At 60.4% G+C, this 22,028-nt stretch carries 23 protein-coding genes; 19 read left to right on the top strand and 4 right to left on the bottom strand.

Annotated features, from left to right (window positions below):
• Window positions 1-53 precede the first annotated feature (53 nt).
• The 17 genes from iscU (at window position 54) to QF039_RS01315 (ending at window position 15,164) form a co-directional block, all read left to right on the top strand.
• Complete coding sequence (iscU, locus tag QF039_RS01235; protein ID WP_003209682.1) at window positions 54-440, top strand: Fe-S cluster assembly scaffold IscU; 387 nt, start codon at window positions 54-56, stop codon at window positions 438-440.
• Window positions 441-468: 28 nt separating this feature from the next.
• Window positions 469-792 (top strand): iron-sulfur cluster assembly protein IscA, encoded by a 324-nt coding sequence (iscA, locus tag QF039_RS01240; protein ID WP_003209680.1) that lies wholly within the window; start codon window positions 469-471, stop codon window positions 790-792.
• Window positions 793-800: 8 nt separating this feature from the next.
• Window positions 801-1,322: a co-chaperone HscB gene (gene hscB, locus QF039_RS01245; protein WP_008438289.1), complete on the top strand. Its 522-nt coding sequence runs from the start codon at window positions 801-803 to the stop codon at window positions 1,320-1,322.
• Window positions 1,323-1,373: 51 nt separating this feature from the next.
• Window positions 1,374-3,236 carry a Fe-S protein assembly chaperone HscA gene (hscA, locus tag QF039_RS01250; protein ID WP_087695132.1) on the top strand — a complete coding sequence of 621 codons (1,863 nt, stop codon included), beginning with the start codon at window positions 1,374-1,376 and terminating at the stop codon, window positions 3,234-3,236.
• A 3-nt stretch (window positions 3,237-3,239) separates the two neighbouring features.
• Complete coding sequence (gene fdx, locus QF039_RS01255; protein ID WP_003209674.1) at window positions 3,240-3,581, top strand: ISC system 2Fe-2S type ferredoxin; 342 nt, start codon at window positions 3,240-3,242, stop codon at window positions 3,579-3,581.
• A 14-nt stretch (window positions 3,582-3,595) separates the two neighbouring features.
• Complete coding sequence (gene iscX, locus QF039_RS01260) at window positions 3,596-3,796, top strand: Fe-S cluster assembly protein IscX (RefSeq protein ID WP_003209673.1); 201 nt, start codon at window positions 3,596-3,598, stop codon at window positions 3,794-3,796.
• Window positions 3,797-3,888: 92 nt separating this feature from the next.
• A complete protein-coding gene (gene ndk, locus QF039_RS01265; RefSeq protein WP_003175956.1) occupies window positions 3,889-4,314 on the top strand; it encodes a nucleoside-diphosphate kinase in 426 nt (141 codons plus the stop codon).
• Between the two features lie 30 nt (window positions 4,315-4,344).
• Complete coding sequence (gene rlmN, locus QF039_RS01270; RefSeq protein WP_003209670.1) at window positions 4,345-5,493, top strand: 23S rRNA (adenine(2503)-C(2))-methyltransferase RlmN; 1,149 nt, start codon at window positions 4,345-4,347, stop codon at window positions 5,491-5,493.
• A 12-nt stretch (window positions 5,494-5,505) separates the two neighbouring features.
• A complete protein-coding gene (gene pilW / locus QF039_RS01275) occupies window positions 5,506-6,264 on the top strand; it encodes a type IV pilus biogenesis/stability protein PilW (RefSeq protein ID WP_008438284.1) in 759 nt (252 codons plus the stop codon).
• Window positions 6,264-7,265 carry a RodZ family helix-turn-helix domain-containing protein gene (locus QF039_RS01280; protein WP_102605676.1) on the top strand — a complete coding sequence of 334 codons (1,002 nt, stop codon included), beginning with the start codon at window positions 6,264-6,266 and terminating at the stop codon, window positions 7,263-7,265. Before pilW ends, QF039_RS01280 begins: the two co-directional genes overlap by 1 nt.
• 4 nt (window positions 7,266-7,269) lie before the next feature.
• Window positions 7,270-8,379 carry a flavodoxin-dependent (E)-4-hydroxy-3-methylbut-2-enyl-diphosphate synthase gene (ispG, locus tag QF039_RS01285; protein WP_003209666.1) on the top strand — a complete coding sequence of 370 codons (1,110 nt, stop codon included), beginning with the start codon at window positions 7,270-7,272 and terminating at the stop codon, window positions 8,377-8,379.
• A 23-nt stretch (window positions 8,380-8,402) separates the two neighbouring features.
• The gene (gene hisS, locus QF039_RS01290; protein WP_307516634.1) at window positions 8,403-9,692 is read left to right on the top strand and encodes a histidine--tRNA ligase; all 1,290 of its coding nucleotides are present in this window, start codon (window positions 8,403-8,405) and stop codon (window positions 9,690-9,692) included.
• A 40-nt stretch (window positions 9,693-9,732) separates the two neighbouring features.
• On the top strand, window positions 9,733-10,374 hold the full coding sequence (locus tag QF039_RS01295) for a tetratricopeptide repeat protein (protein WP_003209663.1): 642 nt from the start codon (window positions 9,733-9,735) through the stop codon (window positions 10,372-10,374).
• Window positions 10,367-11,518: an outer membrane protein assembly factor BamB gene (bamB, locus tag QF039_RS01300; RefSeq protein WP_003209662.1), complete on the top strand. Its 1,152-nt coding sequence runs from the start codon at window positions 10,367-10,369 to the stop codon at window positions 11,516-11,518. The genes QF039_RS01295 and bamB overlap by 8 nt, the downstream gene beginning before the upstream one ends.
• 139 nt (window positions 11,519-11,657) lie before the next feature.
• Window positions 11,658-13,127 (top strand): ribosome biogenesis GTPase Der, encoded by a 1,470-nt coding sequence (gene der, locus QF039_RS01305; protein WP_003209661.1) that lies wholly within the window; start codon window positions 11,658-11,660, stop codon window positions 13,125-13,127.
• Between the two features lie 109 nt (window positions 13,128-13,236).
• Window positions 13,237-14,385 (top strand): pyridoxal phosphate-dependent aminotransferase, encoded by a 1,149-nt coding sequence (locus tag QF039_RS01310; RefSeq protein ID WP_307516637.1) that lies wholly within the window; start codon window positions 13,237-13,239, stop codon window positions 14,383-14,385.
• A complete protein-coding gene (locus QF039_RS01315; RefSeq protein ID WP_008438274.1) occupies window positions 14,373-15,164 on the top strand; it encodes an amidohydrolase in 792 nt (263 codons plus the stop codon). The genes QF039_RS01310 and QF039_RS01315 overlap by 13 nt, the downstream gene beginning before the upstream one ends.
• Window positions 15,165-15,335: 171 nt before the next feature.
• On the opposite strand, the gene leuA is transcribed toward QF039_RS01315, so the two are convergent.
• The 4 genes from leuA to QF039_RS01335 all read right to left on the bottom strand — a co-directional run bounded on the left by leuA (window position 15,336) and on the right by QF039_RS01335 (window position 20,441).
• A complete protein-coding gene (leuA, locus tag QF039_RS01320; RefSeq protein ID WP_102605673.1) occupies window positions 15,336-17,015 on the bottom strand; it encodes a 2-isopropylmalate synthase in 1,680 nt (559 codons plus the stop codon).
• 320 nt (window positions 17,016-17,335) lie between these two features.
• Window positions 17,336-18,157, bottom strand: coding sequence for a peptidoglycan DD-metalloendopeptidase family protein (locus QF039_RS01325; protein WP_008438272.1), 822 nt, complete (start codon window positions 18,155-18,157; stop codon window positions 17,336-17,338).
• A gap of 3 nt (window positions 18,158-18,160) precedes the next feature.
• A complete protein-coding gene (gene xseA, locus QF039_RS01330; protein ID WP_003209653.1) occupies window positions 18,161-19,540 on the bottom strand; it encodes an exodeoxyribonuclease VII large subunit in 1,380 nt (459 codons plus the stop codon).
• Window positions 19,541-19,550: 10 nt separating this feature from the next.
• The gene (locus QF039_RS01335) at window positions 19,551-20,441 is read right to left on the bottom strand and encodes a LysR family transcriptional regulator (protein WP_003209651.1); all 891 of its coding nucleotides are present in this window, start codon (window positions 20,439-20,441) and stop codon (window positions 19,551-19,553) included.
• A gap of 99 nt (window positions 20,442-20,540) precedes the next feature.
• Between QF039_RS01335 and QF039_RS01340 the strand changes: the two genes are divergently transcribed.
• Window positions 20,541-21,308 carry a sulfite exporter TauE/SafE family protein gene (locus QF039_RS01340; protein ID WP_003209649.1) on the top strand — a complete coding sequence of 256 codons (768 nt, stop codon included), beginning with the start codon at window positions 20,541-20,543 and terminating at the stop codon, window positions 21,306-21,308.
• 144 nt (window positions 21,309-21,452) lie between these two features.
• Window positions 21,453-22,001, top strand: coding sequence for a hypothetical protein (locus QF039_RS01345; RefSeq protein WP_003209647.1), 549 nt, complete (start codon window positions 21,453-21,455; stop codon window positions 21,999-22,001).
• Window positions 22,002-22,028: the final 27 nt, after the last annotated feature.

Raw genomic sequence — 22,028 nt, forward strand, 5'->3', positions numbered from 1 at the left:
CAGGCGTATTTGCAGGGTTCCAGAGCGGCCCTGATGAGTGAGGATTCAGTACCATGGCTTACAGCGAAAAGGTCATCGACCACTACGAAAACCCGCGCAACGTCGGCAAGATGAACGCGGAAGACCCTGATGTCGGCACCGGCATGGTCGGCGCTCCGGCGTGCGGTGACGTTATGCGCCTGCAGATCAAGGTCAACGAAGCTGGCGTTATCGAAGACGCCAAGTTCAAGACTTACGGTTGCGGTTCGGCCATCGCCTCCAGCTCCCTGGCGACCGAATGGATGAAAGGCAAGACCTTGGATGAGGCTGTGACTATCAGCAACACCCAGCTGGCCGAAGAACTGGCCTTGCCGCCAGTGAAAATCCACTGCTCGGTACTCGCAGAAGACGCCATCAAGGCGGCCGTTCGCGACTACAAGCAGAAGAAAGGCTTGATCTAAGCAATTTGGCGACGAGTAAGGAGTCACGATGGCTATCAGCATGACAGAAGCGGCTGCGCAGCACATTCGCCGCTCCCTGAATGGGCGCGGTAAAGGTGAGGGGATTCGTCTGGGTGTTCGCACCACAGGCTGTTCCGGCCTTGCCTACGTGCTGGAGTTTGTCGACGAGGTGGTCGAGGAAGATCAGGTGTTCGAGAGTCACGGCGAAAAAGTGATCATCGACCCGAAAAGCCTGACCTACCTGGACGGCACCGAACTCGATTTCGTCAAGGAAGGGTTGAACGAAGGCTTCAAGTTCAACAACCCCAACGTACGCGGTGAATGTGGCTGCGGCGAAAGCTTCAACATCTGAGGCTGATCGTGGGTACTCCTTGTCATTTCGCTTTGTTCGAGCTGCAGCCGAGTTTTCGACTGGACCTTGAACAGCTTGCCACGCGCTACCGTGAACTGGCGCGTGGGGTGCATCCGGACCGCTTCGCTGACGCTTCCGAGCGTGAGCAACGCCTGGCGCTGGAGCAATCAGCCAGCCTCAACGAAGCCTATCAGACGCTCAAGAACCCTCCCAAACGCGCGCGCTACCTGCTCGCGATGGGCGGTCGCGAGCTGCCGCTTGAAGTCACGGTCCAGGACCCTGATTTCCTGATGCAGCAGATGCAATGGCGCGAGGAGCTTGAAGAACTGCAGGACGAGGCTGATCTGGCCGGAGTCGCAGTGTTCAAGCGCCGTCTGAAAGTGGCCCAGGATGAACTCAACGAAAGCTTCGCAGCCTGTTGGGATGATGCGGCGCAGCGTGAACAGGCCGAACGCCTGATGCGGCGCATGCAGTTCCTCGACAAGCTCACCTACGAAGTGCGCCAGTTAGAAGAGCGCCTCGACGATTAACCCAGTGCCGCCCAGGTTGCACGCCTGATATACAGATAAGTCCTGATTACCATGGCCCTACTGCAGATCGCCGAACCCGGTCAAAGTCCTCAACCGCACCAGCGTCGTCTGGCGGTCGGGATTGACTTGGGCACTACCAATTCGCTGGTCGCTGCATTGCGCAGCGGTCTTTCCGAGCCGCTGCCCGACGCGGATGGCCAGGTCATCCTGCCGTCTGCCGTGCGTTATCACGCTGACCGCACCGAAGTGGGCGAGTCGGCCAAGCTGGCGGCGTCTACCGATCCTTTGAATACCGTGCTGTCGGTCAAGCGCTTGATGGGTCGTGGTTTGTCCGACGTCAAGCAGCTGGGCGACCAGCTTCCCTACCGCTTTGTCGGCGGTGAATCACATATGCCGTTCATCGACACGATCCAGGGCCCGAAAAGCCCGGTGGAAGTGTCGGCCGATATCCTCAAGGTCTTGCGCCAGCGCGCCGAGACCACCTTGGGTGGCGAACTGGTAGGTGCGGTGATTACTGTTCCTGCATATTTCGATGACGCTCAGCGCCAGGCCACCAAGGATGCGGCGAAACTTGCCGGCCTGAACGTGCTGCGCCTGCTCAACGAGCCGACCGCAGCCGCTGTGGCTTACGGCCTGGATCAGCACGCCGAAGGCCTGGTGGCTATTTACGACCTGGGCGGCGGTACCTTTGATATTTCGATCCTGCGCCTGACCGGCGGTGTCTTCGAAGTGTTGGCTACCGGTGGCGATACCGCTCTGGGTGGCGATGACTTCGATCACGCCATTGCTGGCTGGATCATCACCAGCGCCGGCTTGTCTGCCGACCTGGACCCGGGTGCGCAACGTAATTTGCTGCAAACTGCCTGTGCCGCCAAAGAAGCGCTGACTGATGCTGCGTCGGTTGAAGTTTCCTACGGTAGCTGGTCGGCTCAACTAACCCGCGAAGCGTTCGATTCGTTGATCGAACCGATGGTCGCCCGCAGCCTGAAAGCCTGCCGCCGCGCCGTGCGTGATTCCGGTGTCGAGCTGGAAGACGTGGTCGCCGTGGTCATGGTGGGTGGTTCGACCCGCGTGCCGCGTGTTCGTGAGGCGGTAGCTGAAGCCTTCGGCCGTCAGCCGCTGACTGAAATCGACCCGGATCAAGTGGTGGCCATTGGTGCCGCGATCCAGGCCGACACCCTCGCCGGTAACAAGCGCGATGGTGGCGAACTGCTTCTGCTCGACGTGATTCCGTTGTCTCTGGGGCTGGAAACCATGGGCGGCCTGATGGAGAAGGTGATTCCCCGCAACACCACCATCCCCGTTGCCCGCGCCCAGGACTTCACGACTTACAAAGATGGCCAGACGGCCATGATGATTCACGTGCTGCAAGGCGAGCGTGAGCTCATCAGCGACTGCCGTTCCCTGGCGCGCTTCGAATTGCGCGGCATTCCGGCGATGGTGGCTGGTGCGGCGAAGATTCGCGTCACCTTCCAGGTCGACGCCGACGGCTTGCTCAGCGTTGCCGCTCGCGAACTGGCCTCCGGCGTTGAAGCCAGCATCCAGGTCAAGCCGTCCTACGGCCTGACCGACGGCGAAATCGCCAAGATGCTCAAGGATTCGTTCCAGTACGCCGGTGACGACAAGGTCGCCCGCGTGCTGCGTGAGCAGCAAGTCGACGCCCAGCGCCTGCTCGAAGCGGTTCAGGGCGCCCTTGAAGCTGACGGCGAGCGTCTGCTGGATGCCGAAGAGCGCATGGTTATCGACCTGCAAATGCAGGAACTGGCTGAATTGATGAAAGGCACCGATGGTTACGCCATCGAGCAACAGACCAAGCGCCTGTCGCAAGTGACCGATGCCTTTGCCGCCCGTCGCATGGACCAGACGGTGAAAGCCGCCCTGGCGGGCCGCAACTTGAACGAACTTGAGGATTAACTGATGCCGCAGATCATTTTTCTGCCACACGCCGAGCATTGCCCGGACGGTATGGTTGTGGAGGCTGAGACCGGCAAGTCCATTCTCGAAGTCGCTCACGATAACCACATCGAGATCGAAAGCGCCTGCGGCGGCGTCAACGCCTGTACCACGTGCCATTGCATCATCCGCGAAGGTTTCAATAGCCTGGAAGAGGCTGATGAGCTGGAAGAGGACTATCTTGATAGGGCGTGGGGCCTTGAGCCGACGTCGCGATTGAGCTGTCAGGCAAAAGTGGGAACAGAAGACCTTACCGTCGAAATTCCGAAGTATTCGCTCAACCATGCCGCCGAAGCGCCGCATTGATTCAAGGAAATGTCATGAGCCTGAAATGGGTTGATGTACAAGAAATCGCTATACAACTTGCTGAAGCTCACCCGGATGTCGATCCTCTGTCGGTGAACTTCGTCAAGTTGCGCAACCTGGTGATGCAGCTGCCTGAATTTGACGACATCCCGGATCGGGGTGGCGAAAAGGTTCTTGAGGCGATACAAGGCCTGTGGATCGAAGAAGCAGACTGAATCGCCTTTTTACGCAGTTAGGCAATACCCAAGAACCCGCGTATAATTCGCGGGTTTAATTTTTCGCAAATTACCGTTTCTGGAGTTACACCATGGCTGTTCAACGTACTTTCTCCATCATCAAGCCTGACGCTGTTGCAAAAAACGTCATCGGCGAGATCACCACTCGTTTCGAAAAAGCCGGCCTGAAGGTTGTAGCTTCGAAACTCAAGCAACTGTCCAAGGCTGAAGCTGAAGGCTTCTACGCTGAGCACAGCGCTCGTGGTTTCTTCGGCGACCTGGTTGCCTTCATGATCTCCGGCCCTGTTGTTGTTCAGGTTCTGGAAGGCGAAAACGCTATCGCTTTGAACCGTGAGCTGATGGGCGCTACCAACCCTAAAGAAGCTGCTGCCGGCACCATCCGTGCTGACTTCGCTGAATCGATCGACGCCAACGCCGTTCACGGTTCGGACTCCGAAGCCGCTGCTGCCCGCGAAATCTCGTACTTTTTCGCTGCTACTGAAGTAACCGCTCGCTAAGCATTGGCTTAAAAGAGCGAAGGTGAATCCATGACTACATTGACTGCAAAAACCAACCTGCTGGGTCTGACTCAACAGGAAATGGAAAAATTCTTCGACTCAATCGGGGAGAAGCGTTTTCGTGCCGCTCAGGTAATGAAGTGGATTCACCATCTTGGCGTCGATGATTTCGACGCCATGACGAACGTCAGCAAGGCCCTGCGCGACAAGCTCAAGGCCATTGCCGAAGTTCGCGGGCCCGAAGTGGTCAGCGAGGACATTTCCACCGATGGCACCCGTAAGTGGGTGGTGCGCGTGGCGTCCGGCAGCTGCGTCGAGACCGTGTACATTCCCCAGGGCAAGCGCGGCACTCTGTGCGTTTCGTCCCAGGCAGGCTGTGCCCTGGACTGCAGTTTCTGCTCCACCGGCAAGCAAGGTTTCAACAGCAACCTCACCGCCGCCGAAGTCATCGGCCAGGTGTGGATTGCCAATAAATCGTTCGGCAGCATCCCGGCGACCGCCGACCGTGCCATCACCAACGTGGTGATGATGGGCATGGGCGAGCCGCTGCTGAACTTCGACAACGTTGTTGCGGCCATGCACCTGATGATGGACGACCTGGGCTACGGCATCTCCAAGCGCCGCGTGACCCTGTCGACCTCCGGCGTGGTACCGATGATCGATGAGCTGGCCAAGCACATCGACGTCTCCCTGGCGTTGTCGCTGCACGCACCGAATGACGCATTGCGTAACCAATTGGTGCCGATCAACAAGAAGTATCCGCTTAAGATGCTGCTCGAATCTTGCCAGCGCTACATGGCGACCTTGGGCGAAAAGCGTGTGTTGACCATTGAGTACACCATGCTCAAGGACATCAACGACAAGGTCGAGCACGCGGTCGAGATGATCGAGTTGCTCAAGAACGTACCGTGCAAGATCAACCTGATTCCGTTTAACCCGTTTCCCCATTCTGGCTATGAGCGGCCGAGCAACAACGCCATCCGCCGTTTCCAGGATCAACTGCACCATGCAGGCTTCAATGTCACCGTGCGCACCACCCGCGGCGAAGACATCGATGCGGCATGTGGCCAATTGGTAGGACAGGTGCTGGATCGCACCCGTCGCAGCGAACGTTATATCGCCGTGCGTGAATTGAGTGCCGCCGACGATATGCCGCAAAGCGCCGCGACTCGAACCTGAGAGAGGATCTCTATGCCCTTGCGCCTTGCGCTGCTTTTGCTTGTTGCCAGCCTCGCGGCTGGCTGTGTTTCATCGGGCCATGACAGCCCGTTGCAAACCGGCAAGGGCCGTGACGAAGCGCGCGCTGCCTATGTGCAACTGGGCTTGGGGTACTTGCAGCAAGGGATGACCGAACAGGCCAAGGTGCCGCTGAAGAAGGCCCTTGAGCTGGATGGCAGCGACGCTGACGCCAATGCTGCGCTGGCTTTGGTGTTCCAGGCCCAGGCCGAGCCTGAATTGGCCGATCAATATTTCCACAAGGCCCTGGCCACACGCCCTGGCGACCCAAGACTGCTGAATAACTACGGCAGTTTTTTGTTTGCGCAGAAACGTTATGCCCAGGCATCCGAATATTTCCAGCAGGCTGCGGCCGATACCCTCTATCCTGAGCGTTCGCGGGTTTTCGAGAACCTGGGGGTGACCTCAATGCTTCTCGGCCAGCGCGACACCGCACGCCAGCAACTGGAAAAAGCCCTGCACCTGAACCAGCGCCAGCCACGGGCCTTGCTCGAAATGGCTGAGTTGTCCTTCGAAGACAGGCATTATGTGCCGGCACGTGACTATTACGAGCGTTTTAGCCTGCTGAGCGGGCAAAATGCACGTAGTCTATTGCTCGGTGTGCGCCTGGCGACGGTTCATGAAGAACGCGACAAGGCCGCACGTTTTGGCCAGCAACTCGAACGACTCTATCCCGGTACGCCGGAATATCAGCAATACCTGTCGGAGCAATGATGAAAGCGGCGCACCCGGAAGTTGTAGCAGCTAATCGTGGAAACCCAGGCGAGACCTTGCGTCAGGCCCGCGAAAGCAATGGTTGGTCGCTGGCAGAAGTGGCCCTCAAGCTCAATTTGACCACGACTTCATTGGGCAACCTTGAAGCTGGCGCATTCGACAAGCTGCCAGGGCACACCTTTGCCCGCGGCTATATCCGCGCCTACGCCAAGTTGCTGGGTATCGACCAGGCTGCATTGGTCCAGGAGTTCGACCAAATCACCGGTACCGATTCCCAGGGCAGCAATGTCCATGGTCTTGGCCGCATTGAAGAGCCTGTGCGGGTTTCCCACACCATTTTGCGCATTGTCAGCCTGTTGCTGCTCATCGCCGTGATCGGCGGTGGTTTTGTATGGTGGCAGGATCAGACCGCCCAGCGTGGCAAAGACTTGTCCAGCAACGCCATGGAGCACGTCGAAGTCGAAAGCGCCGACGGCACCACCCAGATTCATCCGTTGGATGAGCCGGAAGACCAGGCCGTGGCCCAGGGGCAGGCGGCGCCTGAGGCAGAGCCAAGCGCCGAGCAGCCTGCGCCCGAAGCAGGTACTGCCGCCGCAGTGGCACCCGTCGCACCCGCTCCAGCGGTTGCAGTGACGCCTGCTGCTCCAGCTCATACGCCAGCAACGCCAGCAACGCCAGCAGTACCGGCGCAGGCTCCGGCAACAACGGCTCCCGTCGCCCCGGCGATTTCCGCGCCAACCACCCCGGTACTGATCGCCGGTGATGGTCGAGTCCAAATTACCTACGTCGCTGACTGCTGGACGCAAGTCTCCGATGGCAACGGCAAGGTGCTGTTCAGTGGTCTGAAGCGTAAGGGAGATACACTTGACCAGGGCGGCAAGCCTCCTTTGACGCTGCGTCTGGGCTTTGCCCGTGGCGCGCAAGTGGCCTACAACGGCCAGCCTGTGGACGTGGCGCCGTTCACCAGTGGCGAGACTGCTCGCCTCAAGTTGGGACAATAAAGTCATGCACGGCGAATCTCCAATCAAACGTCGCGTATCGCGCAAGATCTGGGTCGGCTCGGTGCCGGTGGGCGGCGATGCCCCCATCGCAGTACAAAGCATGACCAACAGCGACACCAATGATGTGGCGGCCACTGTCGCCCAGATCAACCGCCTGGAAGCGGCGGGCGTCGACATCGTGCGTGTATCCGTACCGGATATGGACGCTGCCGAAGCCTTTGGCCGCATCAAGCAACTGGTCAAGGTGCCGCTGGTCGCCGATATCCACTTCGACTACAAGATCGCGTTGCGCGTGGCCGAGTTGGGCGTCGATTGCCTGCGGATCAACCCGGGCAACATCGGTCGTGAAGACCGGGTTCGCGCCGTGGTGGATGCCGCCCGTGATCGCGGGATTCCAATTCGCATCGGCGTCAACGCCGGCTCCCTGGAAAAAGACCTGCAAAAGAAATACGGCGAGCCGACGCCGGCCGCACTGGTCGAGTCCGCGCTGCGCCACGTTGAACACCTCGAACGCCTGAATTTCCAGGACTTCAAGGTCAGCGTAAAGGCTTCCGACGTGTTCATGGCGGTAGAAGCGTACCGCCTGCTGGCCAAGGAAATCGTCCAGCCGCTGCACCTGGGTATCACCGAAGCCGGCGGTTTACGCTCAGGCACAGTGAAATCTGCGGTGGGTCTCGGTATGCTGCTGGCCGACGGGATTGGCGATACTATTCGCATCTCCCTCGCGGCAGACCCGGTAGAGGAAGTGAAAGTCGGTTACGACATTCTCAAATCCCTGCATTTGCGTTCCCGTGGCATCAACTTCATTGCCTGCCCGAGCTGCTCGCGGCAGAACTTCGACGTGGTGAAAACCATGAACGAACTGGAAGTACGCCTCGAAGACCTGCTGGTGCCGCTGGATGTCGCGGTGATCGGCTGTGTGGTCAACGGGCCGGGTGAGGCCAAAGAGGCCCATGTGGGCCTGACCGGTGGTACGCCAAACCTGATTTACATCGACGGCAAGCCGTCGCAGAAATTGACGAATGACAATCTGGTGGATGAGCTGGAACGGCTGATCCGCCAGAAAGCGGCCGAAAAGGTCGAAGCTGACGCAGCGGTTATCGCGCGCGGCTGATCGAACGAATTTAAGGATTTGATGTGAGCAAGTCTCTGCAAGCCATTCGTGGCATGAACGACATCCTGCCTGAGCAGACGCCCCTGTGGCGCTACTTCGAGGGCACTGTCGCGCGCCTGCTGGATAACTACGGTTACAAGCAGATCCGCATGCCGATCGTCGAGTTCACCGAGCTGTTCAAGCGCTCCATCGGTGAAGTGACCGACATCGTCGAAAAAGAGATGTACACCTTCGAAGACCGCAACGGTGACTCCCTGACCCTGCGTCCGGAAGGTACTGCCGCGTGTGTGCGTGCGGTGCTCGAACATGGTCTCACCGGCGGTGGCCAGCCGCAGAAGCTCTGGTACATCGGCCCGATGTTCCGCCACGAGCGTCCGCAGAAAGGCCGTTATCGCCAGTTTCACCAGATCGGCCTGGAAGTCTTCAACCTAGACGGTCCGGACATCGACGCCGAGCTGATCGTGCTGACCTGGCGCCTGTGGGGCATGCTGGGCATCCGCGATGCGGTCAAGCTTGAACTCAACAGCCTGGGCACCAGCGAATCCCGGGGCCGCTACCGCGAAGCCCTGGTGGAATTCCTGTCGGCCCACCTGGACAAGCTGGACGAAGACAGCCAGCGCCGCCTGAAAACCAACCCGCTGCGAGTACTGGACACCAAGAACGCCGAGACCCAGGCCGCACTGGTGGACGCGCCGAAAATGGCCGACTACCTTGACGACGAGTCCCGTATCCACTTCGAGGGCCTCAAGGCTCGCCTGGATGCAGCCGGTATTCCTTACGTCATCAACCCGAAACTGGTGCGTGGCCTCGATTACTACAGCAAGACCGTGTTCGAGTGGGTCACCGACAAGCTCGGCGCCCAGGGCACGGTGTGTGCCGGTGGTCGTTACGACGGCCTGGTCGAGCAGATGGGCGGCAAGCCGACCACCGGCGTAGGTTTTGCCATGGGCATCGAGCGGCTGATCCTGCTGCTGGAAACCCTGGAGCAGGTTCCCGAAGAAATCTCCCGTCAGGTGGACGTGTATTTCTGTGCCTTTGGCGAGGCGGCCGAACTGGCTGCCCTGGCCCTGAGCGAGAAACTGCGCGACCAACTGCCGAACCTGCGCCTGCAAGTCAATGCCGGCGCCGGCAGCTTCAAAAGCCAGTTCAAGAAAGCCGACAAGAGCGGTGCGTTGTATGCACTGATCCTGGGTGATGATGAGTTGGCCCAGCAAGTGGTAAGTTTCAAACCCCTGCGTGGTCAGGGTGAACAACAAAGCATTGCCTTTGATGCGCTTGCAGCGCACCTGGCCACCTGCATCGTGCAGGGTTGAAGCTGTCAAACAGCCGATTTAGCGATTAAGGAGTATTGGGGTGTCGAGTACTGATGATGACCAGCTGGCCGAGTTCAAAGACTGGTGGCAGCGCAACGGCAAGCCCCTGGTCACTGGCGGCTTGCTGGCTTTAGTAGTGGTGTTCGGCTGGCAAGCCTGGCACAAGTATCAGGCTAACCAGTCGCAAGGCGCCTCGATTATCTATCAGCAACTGCTGGAAACCACGCTGACGCCAAACGGCAAGCCTGACCTGGCCCAGGTTGCAGACCTGGCCGGCAAGCTGAAGAGCGAATTCGGCGGTAGCACCTACGCGCAATACGGCAGCCTGTTCGTCGCAAAAGTTGCGGTCGACAACGGCAAGCTGGATGACGCAGCCTCCGAGCTGAAAGCCATCACCGACAAGCCGGCCAACCCGACACTGGGTGAAATCGCACGTCAGCGTCTGGCTCAGGTACTGGCGGCACAGAACAAGGCCGATGAAGCACTGAAACTGCTCGACGGCGATGCTGACAAGGCATTCCTGGCCACTCGTGAAGAGCTCAAGGGCGACCTCCTGGTCCAATTGGGTCGTACCGACGAAGCCAATGCTGCGTACCAAAAAGCCAAGGCGGCGCTGTCTGATGAAGCGGCGGTCGGTGGCTTACAAATCAAGCTCGACGACTTGGCCAAAGGGGATGCGTGACGTGATCCGTTGGAAACATGCAGCATTGCTGGCTCTGGCCGTTTTGGCCGCGGGTTGCAGCAGCAACAGCAAAAAAGAACTGCCTCCGGCCGAGCTGACCAGCTTCAAGGAAGAAGTGGTCCTGCAAAAGCAGTGGAGCCGCTCCATTGGTGACGGTCAGGGCGATCTGTACAACCTGATGGTCCCGGCGATCGACGGTGACACTATCTACGCCGCTGATTCCACCGGTGTTGTGGTCTCCATGGATCGCATGAACGGCGACGTCAAGTGGAAGAAAGACCTCGAACTGCCTGTGTCCGGCGCCGTTGGCGTGGGTTCTGGCCTGGTGATGCTCGGCACGCTGAAAGGCGACGTCGTGGCACTGGATTCGAGCACCGGTGAAGAGAAATGGCGCGCTCGCGTGACCAGTGAAGTGCTCTCGCCGCCGGCTACCAACGGTGACGTGGTTGTCGTGCAGACCCAGGATGACCGTGTGATCGGCCTTGACGCCGCCACCGGTAACCAGCGCTGGTTGTATGACAGCACGCCGGCGGTCCTGACCTTGCGCGGTACCAGCGGTCCGGTTGTGACCAGCAACCTGGCACTGGCAGGCCTGTCGACCGGTAAAGTGGTCGCCCTGGACACCCAGAACGGCGTGCCGGCCTGGGAAACCCGGGTCGCGATTCCTCAAGGTCGTTCGGAACTGGACCGCGTAGTGGACATCGACGGTGGCTTGCTGCTGTCGGGTGATACCCTTTACGTCGCTACTTATCAGGGCCGTGTTGCGGCGCTGGACGTGCAGAGCGGCCGGATCAACTGGCAGCGTGATGCTTCCAGCTACGCCGGTGTCGCCCAAGGGTTTGGCAGCGTCTACGTAAGCCTGGCGTCCGGCACCGTTGAAAGTGTCGACGAGCGTTCCACCACTGCATTGTGGAGCAACGACTCCCTGGCCCGCCGTCAGTTGTCGGCACCGGAAGTGTTCTCCAGCTACGTAGCGGTAGGCGACTTTGAAGGTTACCTGCACCTGCTGAGCCAGGTGGACGGTCGCTTCGTGGGTCGCGAACGTATCGACAGCGACGGCCTGCGTGCCCGTCCGCTGGTGGTAGGTAACATGCTTTACGTGTATGGCAACAGCGGCAAACTGGAAGCGCTGACCATCAAGTAATGGTTTGACTATGCTTGGGGTAATTCCCAGGCGGCCCTGCTTCGGCAGGGCATGCGGCGCTTTCGAGCGCTGCCCCGAGCACCAGCCGCTGCCTTGCAGCGGCTTTTGTATTTTCTGAAATAACGAAGTGGAGAGCCGCATGGTTCCCGTAATCGCCCTGGTGGGCCGACCGAACGTCGGCAAGTCCACCTTGTTCAACCGCCTGACCAGGACTCGCGACGCCATCGTCGGCGACTTGTCCGGTCTGACCCGTGATCGCCAATACGGTGAGGCAAAGTGGCAAGGGCGCTCCTACATTATTGTCGACACCGGTGGTATCTCCGGTGACGAGCATGGCATGGACGAAAAGATGGCCGAGCAGTCGCTGCTGGCCATTGAAGAAGCTGATGTCGTGTTGTTCCTGGTGGACGCCCGCGCGGGCTACACCGCTGCAGACCAGATGATTGGCGAGCACCTGCGCAAGCGCAACAAGCGTTCCTACGTGGTGGCCAACAAGATCGACAATATCGATCCTGAAATGGCCCGCGCCGAGTTCAGCCCGATGGGCCTGGGCGATGCGATCCCGATCGCCGGTGCCCACGGTCGCGGCATCACCCAGATGCTGGAAATCGCCCTGCGCGACTTCCCGCGTGATGACGTGGATGAAGTCGAAGGCGAAGAAGAAATCGTTGCCGAAGGCGAGGAAGCCAAGCGCATTCCTGGCCCAAGCGAAAAAGACGGTATCAAGATCGCGATCATCGGCCGTCCGAACGTCGGCAAGTCGACCCTGGTCAACCGCATGCTCGGTGAAGACCGGGTAATCGTCTATGACGAGCCGGGCACCACTCGCGACAGCATCTACATCCCGTTCGAGCGTAACGACGAGAAGTACACGCTGATCGACACTGCCGGTGTGCGCAAGCGCGGCAAGATCCACGAAGAAGTTGAAAAGTTCTCCGTGGTGAAAACCCTGCAGGCGATCAAAGACGCCAACGTAGTGATCTTCGTCATGGACGCCCGCGAAGGCGTGGTAGACCACGACCTGAACTTGCTGGGCTTTGCCCTGGAAGCCGGTCGCGCCCTGGTGATTGCGATCAACAAGTGGGACGGCATGACGCCGAGCGAGCGCGACTACGTCAAGGTCGAGCTGCAGCGTCGCCTGTTCTTCGTCGAGTTTGCCGATATCCACTTTATCTCGGCACTGCACGGTACCGGCGTGGGTAACCTCTACGCCTCGGTGCAGAACTCGTTCAAGTCCGCGGTTACCCGCTGGCCGACCAACCGCCTGACCCAGATTCTTGAAGATGCGGTCAGCGAGCACGCGCCGCCGATGGTCAACAACCGTCGCATCAAGCTGCGCTACGCTCACTTGGGTGGTGCCAACCCGCCGATTATCGTGATTCACGGTAACCAGCTGGAGAAGGTGCCGAAGTCCTACGTGCGTTACCTGGAAAATACCTACCGCCGTGTCTTGAAACTGGTCGGTACGCCGATCCGTATCGAGTTCAAGGGCGGCGAGAACCCGTACGAAGGTAACAAGAACAGCCTCACCGACCGCCAGGTAAACAAAAAGCGCCGGATGATGACGCACCACAAGAAGGCCGACAAAAAGCGCCGCGACAAGCGCTGATCCTGATCGGTTGAAAAAGGGCTCTTTCAGAGCCCTTTTTTTGTGCCTGGCGGTTGACCCTTCGCGGCATGCAGCTTAAAACTTGGGGCTCACCGCAAGGGGCGCACCGATGATCACCAGTAAGCTGCCGAATGTCGGCACCACCATCTTCACCACCATGTCGCAACTCGCTGCCGAAACCGGTGCGCTCAACCTGTCCCAGGGCTTTCCCGACTTTAACGGGCCCCAGGAGTTGCTCAATGGAGTGGGCAGACACATTGCCCTGGGCCATAACCAATACGCCCCGATGACCGGCCTGCCGGTACTGCGCCAGCAAGTGGCGGCCAAGATCGCCCGCAGCTATGGCGCAACGGTGAATGCCGACAGCGAAGTGACCATCACCCCAGGCGCCACTGAAGCGATCTTCTGTGCGATCCAGGCGGTGATCCGCAGCGGTGATGAAGTCATCGTGTTCGATCCGGCCTACGACAGCTACGAGCCTTCTGTGGAACTGGCAGGCGGTCGCTGCGTACACGTGCAACTGGGCCTGGATGATTTCGCCCTGGACTTCGAGCAACTGCGCGCTGCGCTGTCGCCGCGCACCCGCATGATCATCCTCAACAGCCCGCATAACCCCACCGGTGCCCTGATCAGCCGTGCCGAGCTGGACCAGTTGGCCGAGTTGATCCGCGACCGCGACATCTACCTGGTCAGCGACGAGGTCTACGAGCACCTGGTGTTCGACGGTGTGCCCCACGTCAGCGTGCTGGCCCACGAAGAGCTGTATCAGCGTGCGTTTGTGGTCAGTTCGTTCGGCAAGACCTACCACGTCACCGGCTGGAAAACCGGCTACGTGGTCGCGCCGCCAGCCCTCAGCGCCGAGCTGCGCAAGGTGCATCAATATGTCAACTTTTGCGGCGTGACCCCGTTGCAGTACGCTTTGGCAGACTTCATGGCCGAACACCCGGAACACGTCGAGGAGCTGCCGGCTTTTTATCAAGCCAAGCGCGACCTGTTCTGCGACCTGCTGGAACCGTCGCGTTTCAGCTTTACCCGGGTGGCCGGTACCTACTTTCAATTGGTGGATTACTCACAGATTCGCCCGGACCTGGATGACGTCGCCATGTCGCTGTGGATGACCCGCGAGCATGGCGTAGCAACCATCCCGGTCTCGGTGTTCTACCAGAACCCACCGCAAGGCCAGCGCCTGGTGCGACTGTGCTTTGCCAAACGCGAGGAGACGCTGCGTCAAGCAGCCGAGAAACTATGCGTGATCTGAGTGCACTGCCCAACCTGAACATCGCCCTGGTGCAAACCACCCTGGCCTGGCACGACCGCCAGGCCAACCTGGAGCATTTTGAACTGCTGCTGGAACAGGCCAAGGGTGCCGACCTGATCGTGCTACCGGAGATGTTCACCACCGGTTTCTCGATGGAATCGGAAACCCTCGCCGAGCCTGAAAACGGCCCCACCCATCAATGGCTGCAGGCCCAGGCGAAGAAGTACAACGCGGTGATCACCGGCAGCGTGATCATCCAGGCCGCCGACCGCAGTCACCGCAATCGCCTGCTGTGGGCGCGACCGGATGGTGAGGTGTTGCACTACGACAAGCGTCACCTGTTCCGTATGGCCGGTGAACACGACCACTACACCCCCGGCGAGCGCCAGGTGCAGTTCGAACTCAAGGGGTGGCGGATTCGTCCGTTGATCTGCTACGACCTGCGATTCCCGGTGTGGAGTCGTGACGCCCAGGACACTGACTTGCTGCTGTACACCGCCAACTGGCCGGGCGCACGTCGCCAGCACTGGAACCGTCTGCTGCCGGCACGGGCCATTGAAAACCTGTGCTACGTGGCGGCGGTGAATCGGGTGGGCACGGACGGCAAGGGCTTTGCCTACACCGGCGACAGCCAGGTCGTGGACTTCCAGGGCGAAAGCCTGCTGAGCGCAGGGGAGGCGGACGGGGTGTTCCAGGTGTGCCTGGACGCAGCGGAATTGGCGGAGTACCGCACACGCTTCCCGGCGAACCTGGATGCGGACAGCTTCGAGTTCACCTGAAGGATTTTAAATCGTTCCCACGCTCTGCGTGGGCACGCCTCTTGTGACGCTCCGCGTCACGCTTCGGGACGCGGAGCGTCCGAGCTGCATTCCCACGCGGAGCGTGGGAACGATCATAAAAAAGCCCCTGGATTCTCATCCCGGGGCCTTTTGCATTTCAGCGGTCAGTGCTTACGCCGCTTTCGCTTCCAGCTGGCTCAACGAGCGGTTCAGCGCGCTGAACACCGCCTTGAAGCTCGCCGTGGTGATGTTTTCATCAATGCCCACGCCATGCACCGGACGCTCACCGTTCACTCGCAGCTCGATGTAGGCCGCTGCCTTGGCATTGGTGCCGGCACCAATCGCATGTTCGTTGTAATCCATGATCTCCACACCAATCGGCAGCCCGGCCACCAGCGCTTCCAGGGCGCCGTTGCCCTTGCCGTGCCAGCGCAGGTTGGTTTCGCCCTGGCCCTTGCCGGAGACTTCAACTTCCACCGAGCTGTTGCCGTTCTCTTCCTGCAAGCGATGGCTGACCAGCGCGTAAGGAATGTTGGCTTGCAGGTATTCACGCTGCAACAAGCTGTAGATCTGCGCGGCGGTCATCTCCAGGCCCACTCGGTCGGTTTCGGCCTGTACCACCTGGCTGAACTCGATCTGCATGCGGCGCGGCAAGCTGATGCCGTATTCCTGCTCCAGCAGGTAGGCGATGCCGCCTTTGCCCGACTGGCTGTTGACGCGAATCACCGCCTCGTAGCTGCGGCCGATGTCGGCCGGGTCGATCGGCAAGTACGGCACTTCCCACAAGGCGTCGTCTTTCTGCTGGGTGAAGCCCTTGCGGATCGCGTCCTGGTGGGAGCCGGAGAAGGCGGTGTGAACCAGGTCGCCGACGTACGGGTGACGCGGGTGCACCGGGATCTGGTTGCACTCTTCGACAACTTTGCGAATACCGTCGATGTCGGAGAAGTCCAGCTGAGGGTCGAGGCCCTGGGTGTACATGTTCAAGGCCACGGTGACCAGGTCGACGTTACCGGTACGCTCGCCGTTGCCGAACAGGCAGCCTTCGACACGGTCGGCGCCGGCCATCAGGCCCAACTCGGTGGCGGCTACGCCGGTGCCACGGTCGTTGTGGGTGTGCAGGCTGATGATCACGCTGTCGCGACGGTTGATATGACGACCGAACCACTCGATCTGGTCGGCATAGATGTTCGGGGTGGCGCACTCGACGGTGGCTGGCAGGTTGAGGATCACCTTGTGCTCAGGCGTCGGGTTCCAGACCTCGATCACCGCGTCACAGACTTCCTTGGCGAACTCAAGCTCAGTGGCGCTGAACGTCTCTGGCGAGTATTCGAAGGTCCACTGGGTTTCCGGCTGCTGGGCGGCGTATTTGACGAACAGCTTGGCCGCGTTGACCGCGATCGCCTTGATGCCGTCCTTGTCCTGGTTGAACACGATGCGGCGGAACGACGGCGAGGTGGCGTTGTACAAGTGAACGATGGCTTTCTTCGCCCCGCGCAGGGATTCGAAGGTGCGCGCGATCAAGTCTTCACGGCCCTGGGTCAGCACCTGGATGGTGGTGTCCGCGGGGATGTGATTGTCTTCGATCAGGGTGCGCACGAAGTCGAAATCGGTTTGCGATGCGGCCGGGAAGGAGGCTTCGATTTCCTTCACACCGACGGCGACCAGGGTCTTCCAGAAACGCAGCTTTTTCACCGCGTCCATCGGTTCGATCAGCGACTGGTTGCCGTCGCGCAGGTCGGAACTGCACCAGATCGGCGCGGTGGTGATGGTTTTCGAAGGCCAGGTACGGTCCGGGATATCAATGGTCGGGAACGCGCGGTACTTCGAAGACGGGTCTTTGAGCATGCTCATCGGGAAATCCTTTGTCTAGGGGCCGAGAAAAGGCGGCCTGCCGTAAAACTGTTATTGGGGATAAAGCGGAAGACGAGGCAGATCGATTCAGCCTGGCAGTCGTGCGCTGACTAGGCACAGGCTGCGGTGCTGGCGGAGCTGAATGAGGGTGTGAGAGGTTTTCATAGGTCCAACCCTAACCGCCGGGGTGAAAGATGGCAAGCAGTCGGAAAAAATTGAGAGAAGTTCTGCTATTGCTGAGGAAAACGAGATTTTATGGTTGAGAATTGTGCGCGGGGTTGTTTTGTTTGCGCACCCTTTGCCGGGTGCGCAATTGAGCATCAGGGCTGAAACGCGCCGATAAAGATCGCCGGATCCACCCGTGCGTCGTTCAGGCTGATGTTCCAATGCATATGCGGCCCGGTCGCCCGGCCGGTGGAACCGACCTTGCCCACCACCGCACCACGAGCCAGTTGCTGGCCCACGCTCACATCAATCTTCGACATATGGCAGAACATGCTGATAAAGCCCTGGCCATGGTCGACAAACACGGTGTTGCCGTTGAAGAAGTAGTTGCCGGTCAGGATCACCTTGCCCGCTGCCGGGGTCTTGATCGGCGTGCCGGCGCCCACGGCAAAGTCCAGGCCGGAATGCGGATTCCGCTCCTCGCCATTGAAGAAACGTCGTACGCCGAACTTGCTCGACAGCGGCCCGTTCACCGGCTTGTCCAGCAGCAGGTTGCTCGGCGTGTTCGGGCTGAAACTGCGATACGCCTTGAGCTGGACCGCCAGCTCGCCTTCGATGCGCTTGAGTTGCGCCGGGTCCGGGTTCACCTGGCTCTTGTTCTTCAGGGTGATGTGCTGCTCGGGGTATTTCTTGAAGCCCACGACAAACGGCAGGTTCTGGCTGCCGCTGGTGATGCGTTGGGTGCCGGGCTTGACCGTCAGCGGGATGCCCACAATCGCCAACCAGTTGTTTTGCTCCTTCACCACCAGCACTGGGCGGTTCATGTAGGTGGCTTTGGGCGCCGTGGCCGAAGTGCCGAGGTCGACCACCGCCACGCCACCGGGCACCGGCTTGTTCAGCAGGCGGGTGATGTAGCTGTCGGCATGGGCGTTAAAGGTCAGGCACAGCAGCATCAACAAACTTAAAAAGCGTGGCATCAATCAATCCAGTAACGAGAGGGTGACGGGCGTCAGGTGGTTGTCTTCCACCCGTACCTGCAATTGGCCTTCACCGAGGCGCGCGGTCAGGCGCTGGCCGGTGTGGGTTTGCGCGGCGTTGCGAATCGCCTGGCCGCGTTCGTCGAGCAAGATGCTGTAGCCGCGTCCAAGCGTCGCCAGCGGGCTGACCACGTGCAGCGTCTGCACCTGGCTTTGCAGTTGCAGGCGACGGGCCTTGAGGCCTTCGCGCATGGCACGGGGCAGGCGTTCGGCAAGGCTGTCCAGGCGCTGGCGCAACAGCGCCAGTTGGCGGCCGGGGTGTTGGCCGGCGAGGCGGGTTTCCAGGCGGATCAAACGCTCGCGACGGGTGTTGAGGCTGCGCTCGAAGGCACGCCGCAGGCGCATGTCCAGGTCATCCAGGCGCTGGGCCTGTTGGCGCAGGCGCTCGCCCGGGTGACGCAGGCGACGAGCCATGCCTTCCAGGCGCAGGCGGTCGTGGGTCAGGCGGTTGCGCATCAGCATCACCAGGCGGCGGTGCAGGTTCTCTACCTGGCGAGTCAGGTGGCTGGAGTCTGGCGCCAACAGCTCGGCAGCGGCGGAAGGCGTTGGGGCGCGTACGTCGGCGACAAAGTCGCTGATCGACACATCGGTCTCATGGCCAACGGCGCTGACGATGGGCGTCACGCAGGCGTCCACGGCACGCGCCACGGCTTCTTCGTTGAAGCACCAGAGGTCTTCCAGCGACCCGCCGCCACGGGCCAGGATCAGCGCGTCGAAGCCGCGTGCATCGGCCAGCTTCAGTGCACGGACGATCTGCGCCACGGCTTCACGACCTTGTACGGCTGTCGGGATCAACGTCAGTTCCACGTTGGGCGCCCGGCGGCGGAACACGCTGATGATGTCGCGAATCACCGCACCGGTGGGCGAGCTGATAATCCCGATGCGCCGTGGGTGTGCGGGCAGCGGCACCTTGCGCTCGGCACTGAACAGGCCTTCGGCGCTGAGTTTTTCCTTCAGCGCGTCGAAGGCCAGGCGCAATGCGCCGTCACCGGCCGGCTCCACCGTGTCGAGAATCAGCTGATAGTCGCCACGGCCCTCAAACAGCGAGACCTTGCCCCGTACCTTCACCGCCAGGCCGTCTTTCAACGCCTGGCGCACCCGTGCGGCGTTCTGCCGGAACAGCGCACAACGCACCTGGGCGCCACTGTCCTTGAGGGTGAAATACACGTGGCCGGAGGCCGGGCGGGCGAGGTTGGAGATCTCGCCTTCGACCCAGATATTGGTGAACACGTCTTCCAGCAACACCCGCGCGCGGCCGTTGAGCTGGCTGACAGTCAGGACTTCGCGGTCCAGGCCCAGACGGGCAAAGGGATCTTTAATCATGGGCGGCAGTTTATAGGCATTCGTGCAGGGTTTGACAGAACTGCTCCACCAGCGCGCTCGGCGTTTGCTGGCAGGCGAGGGCGACGGTGCTTTGGCAATCGGGATCGGCCAGGGGTAAAAAATGAATGTTGGCCGGCGCAATGTCCTGCATCGACTCCGGCAGCAAGGCGATCCCGAATCCGGCCTGGATCAGCTGTAACTGCGTGGTCTTGCGCGACATCACCCGCGCCGCCTTGGGAAAAAATCCTGCACGCATGCACAACTCGGCTGACAGGTAACTCAGCCCTCCGCGCTGGGGGTGAGGGATCGAGATAAACGCTTCGTTCTTCAGTTGCGCCAAATCTATACCGGATGTGTGCCCGGCCAACCGGTGGTTCGGCGGCACGGCCAGCAACAGTCGCTCGCTATATAAAGGCACGATGCGCACGCCTTCGCGCTGGCGCAACACCGGTAAGCGCAACAGCCCGACCTCCAGTCGGCCGTCGGCGATTTCTTCCAACTGGGCTTCGGAGGACAGTTTGGCGATGTCCATCGACACGCCCGGGCATCGTTCCAGCCAGGCACCGATGCCGCGCAGCAGGCGGCCACTCATCGGCACCGTGCTCGAATGGCTCATCCGCAGCGTGCCGAGCTGTCCATTGCCCACTTGCGTCGCCATCTCACTGGCCTTGAGCAGTTCGCCCAGCAGGTTGCGTGCCCGCGGATAAAAAGCCTCGCCCGCAGCCGTCAGCCGTGGCTGGCGCGCTGTACGCTCGAACAATGGCGTTTGCAGCAGGTTTTCCAGCTCCTTGATCTGCCGGCTCAGTGCCGATTGCGCCACAAACAGCCGCTCGGCCGCTGCGCTGAAGCTGCCGCTCTCGGCGATTTCGACGAAGTAACGCAATTGCCGGGTGGAAATCACAAGTCATGCCTTTTCGAGATGAGTGATGGGCTTTGAAGATATTAGTCGCAAGGCTTGCCAATGGCTAAAGTGATGGCCATCTCTAATAAGGAATACGTCATGAGTCCGGTCGAGCTGTTGAGTCATTGGTCGTTTGGCGGTGTGGACTGGCTGGTGATCGGCGTGGCGATTGCCCTGGCGTATATCGTGTTCGGCATTGCAGGCTTTGGTACCGCATTGGTCGCGGGGCCGATCCTGATTCTGTTCATGCCGCTGTCGAAGATCATCCCCTTGCTGGTGCTGCTGGATTTTGTCGCGGCCTTCGGCAACCTTCTGCAATCGCGCCGGGATGTGGTGAAACCGGAGTTGTTCAGGCTACTGCCGTGCATGGCGATTGGCTGCACCCTTGGGGTGATCTTCCTGCTCAACTTGCACTCCGATTTATTGCTGCTGTTGATGGGGCTGTTTATCAGCGCCTATGCGATCTACAGCCTGGCGGTGAAGGCCAAGCCCACGCAGATGGCAGCCGGCTGGGCGATTCCCATGGGGGTTGTCGGCGGGCTGTTTGGCGCGTTGTTCGGCAGTGGCGGCTTTCTGTATGCGATCTACCTCAACAGCCGATTGCCCAAGGATGGCGCGCGGGCGACCCAGAGTGCGTTGATCAGTTGCAGCACGGTGGTGCGCTTGAGCCTGTTTCTGATCGCGGGCGTGTATGCCGAGCTACCCTTGTTGATGTTGGCGGTGTGCCTGTTGCCGGCCATGGCGCTCGGGCTGTGGGCGGGGCGGCGGTTGACCCTGCGCATGTCCCGCGAGGCGTTTGTGCGGTTGGTGACCTGGCTGGTGCTGGCCAGTGGCATTGCCTTGATTGCCCGTTACTTGAGTACTTGACCTGTGGGTGTCAGGGATTAAGCTGCCGGGCTCTAGGGCCCCATCGCGGGCAAGCCCGGCTCCCACAGTTGGTCGCATTCCAATGTGGGAGCCGGGCTTGCCCGCGATGAGGCCAGAAGCCACACCGCAGGACACCCAGGCACCATGAACTCCCAAAGCATCCTTGTCCCCAAGATCTCCACCTTGCCCGTCCACGAACCCCGCGCCCGGGCGATCGTGCGCTGGCTGGTGCGCAAGAACATCGTCAAGGAAGAACTCACCACCTGCGGGCGCACCGGCAACCGCATGGGCTATGCCCTGGCCGACGGTGCCCGCGCCGTGGTGCTGCACCCCGACGCGCTGCCGTTCAACGAGCCGATCAACGGCCTGGAGATCATCTACAAGCGCTGCATCTACACCCCGGCCAAAGGCTTCCTGGAAGAGGCCGGCTGTCCCGAGTGCTTGAAGGAAGTCGGCGAAGCCCTGTTCGAAAGCCTGGAAGACTGGATGCCCGGCCACACCGATAACTTCACCTGCCCGCTGTGTGGGCATGAGGACGACATCAACGGTTTCCTGTTCCTGCAGGAATGCGGCTTTTCCAACCTGGGATTCATCTTCAATAACTGGGCGGAGGCGGGGTTCAAGCAGAGTTTTATCGACGAATTTGCCGACTGGCTGGACCAGAAGATGAGTTGGGTCAAAGTCGAACTTTAATCCGATGTGAGCGTTCCCACGCTCCCG

Origin of the sequence: Pseudomonas sp. W2I6, from assembly GCF_030815935.1 — a bacterium.
Classification (GTDB): domain Bacteria; phylum Pseudomonadota; class Gammaproteobacteria; order Pseudomonadales; family Pseudomonadaceae; genus Aquipseudomonas.

Excerpts from the sequence above, each read along its gene's own strand:
- bamB (WP_003209662.1), top strand. The coding sequence starts at position 10,367 with ATGCGTGACGTGATCCGTTGGAAACATGCAGCATTGCTGGCTCTGGCC.
- QF039_RS01325 (WP_008438272.1), bottom strand. The coding sequence starts at position 18,157 with ATGCCACGCTTTTTAAGTTTGTTGATGCTGCTGTGCCTGACCTTTAAC.
- QF039_RS01340 (WP_003209649.1), top strand. The coding sequence starts at position 20,541 with ATGAGTCCGGTCGAGCTGTTGAGTCATTGGTCGTTTGGCGGTGTGGAC.
- QF039_RS01315 (WP_008438274.1), top strand. The coding sequence starts at position 14,373 with ATGCGTGATCTGAGTGCACTGCCCAACCTGAACATCGCCCTGGTGCAA.
- QF039_RS01345 (WP_003209647.1), top strand. The coding sequence starts at position 21,453 with ATGAACTCCCAAAGCATCCTTGTCCCCAAGATCTCCACCTTGCCCGTC.
- ndk (WP_003175956.1), top strand. The coding sequence starts at position 3,889 with ATGGCTGTTCAACGTACTTTCTCCATCATCAAGCCTGACGCTGTTGCA.
- rlmN (WP_003209670.1), top strand. The coding sequence starts at position 4,345 with ATGACTACATTGACTGCAAAAACCAACCTGCTGGGTCTGACTCAACAG.
- xseA (WP_003209653.1), bottom strand. The coding sequence starts at position 19,540 with ATGATTAAAGATCCCTTTGCCCGTCTGGGCCTGGACCGCGAAGTCCTG.
- pilW (WP_008438284.1), top strand. The coding sequence starts at position 5,506 with ATGCCCTTGCGCCTTGCGCTGCTTTTGCTTGTTGCCAGCCTCGCGGCT.
- der (WP_003209661.1), top strand. The coding sequence starts at position 11,658 with ATGGTTCCCGTAATCGCCCTGGTGGGCCGACCGAACGTCGGCAAGTCC.
- QF039_RS01310 (WP_307516637.1), top strand. The coding sequence starts at position 13,237 with ATGATCACCAGTAAGCTGCCGAATGTCGGCACCACCATCTTCACCACC.
- hscA (WP_087695132.1), top strand. The coding sequence starts at position 1,374 with ATGGCCCTACTGCAGATCGCCGAACCCGGTCAAAGTCCTCAACCGCAC.
- iscA (WP_003209680.1), top strand. The coding sequence starts at position 469 with ATGGCTATCAGCATGACAGAAGCGGCTGCGCAGCACATTCGCCGCTCC.
- leuA (WP_102605673.1), bottom strand. The coding sequence starts at position 17,015 with ATGAGCATGCTCAAAGACCCGTCTTCGAAGTACCGCGCGTTCCCGACC.
- fdx (WP_003209674.1), top strand. The coding sequence starts at position 3,240 with ATGCCGCAGATCATTTTTCTGCCACACGCCGAGCATTGCCCGGACGGT.
- iscX (WP_003209673.1), top strand. The coding sequence starts at position 3,596 with ATGAGCCTGAAATGGGTTGATGTACAAGAAATCGCTATACAACTTGCT.
- QF039_RS01280 (WP_102605676.1), top strand. The coding sequence starts at position 6,264 with ATGAAAGCGGCGCACCCGGAAGTTGTAGCAGCTAATCGTGGAAACCCA.
- ispG (WP_003209666.1), top strand. The coding sequence starts at position 7,270 with ATGCACGGCGAATCTCCAATCAAACGTCGCGTATCGCGCAAGATCTGG.
- iscU (WP_003209682.1), top strand. The coding sequence starts at position 54 with ATGGCTTACAGCGAAAAGGTCATCGACCACTACGAAAACCCGCGCAAC.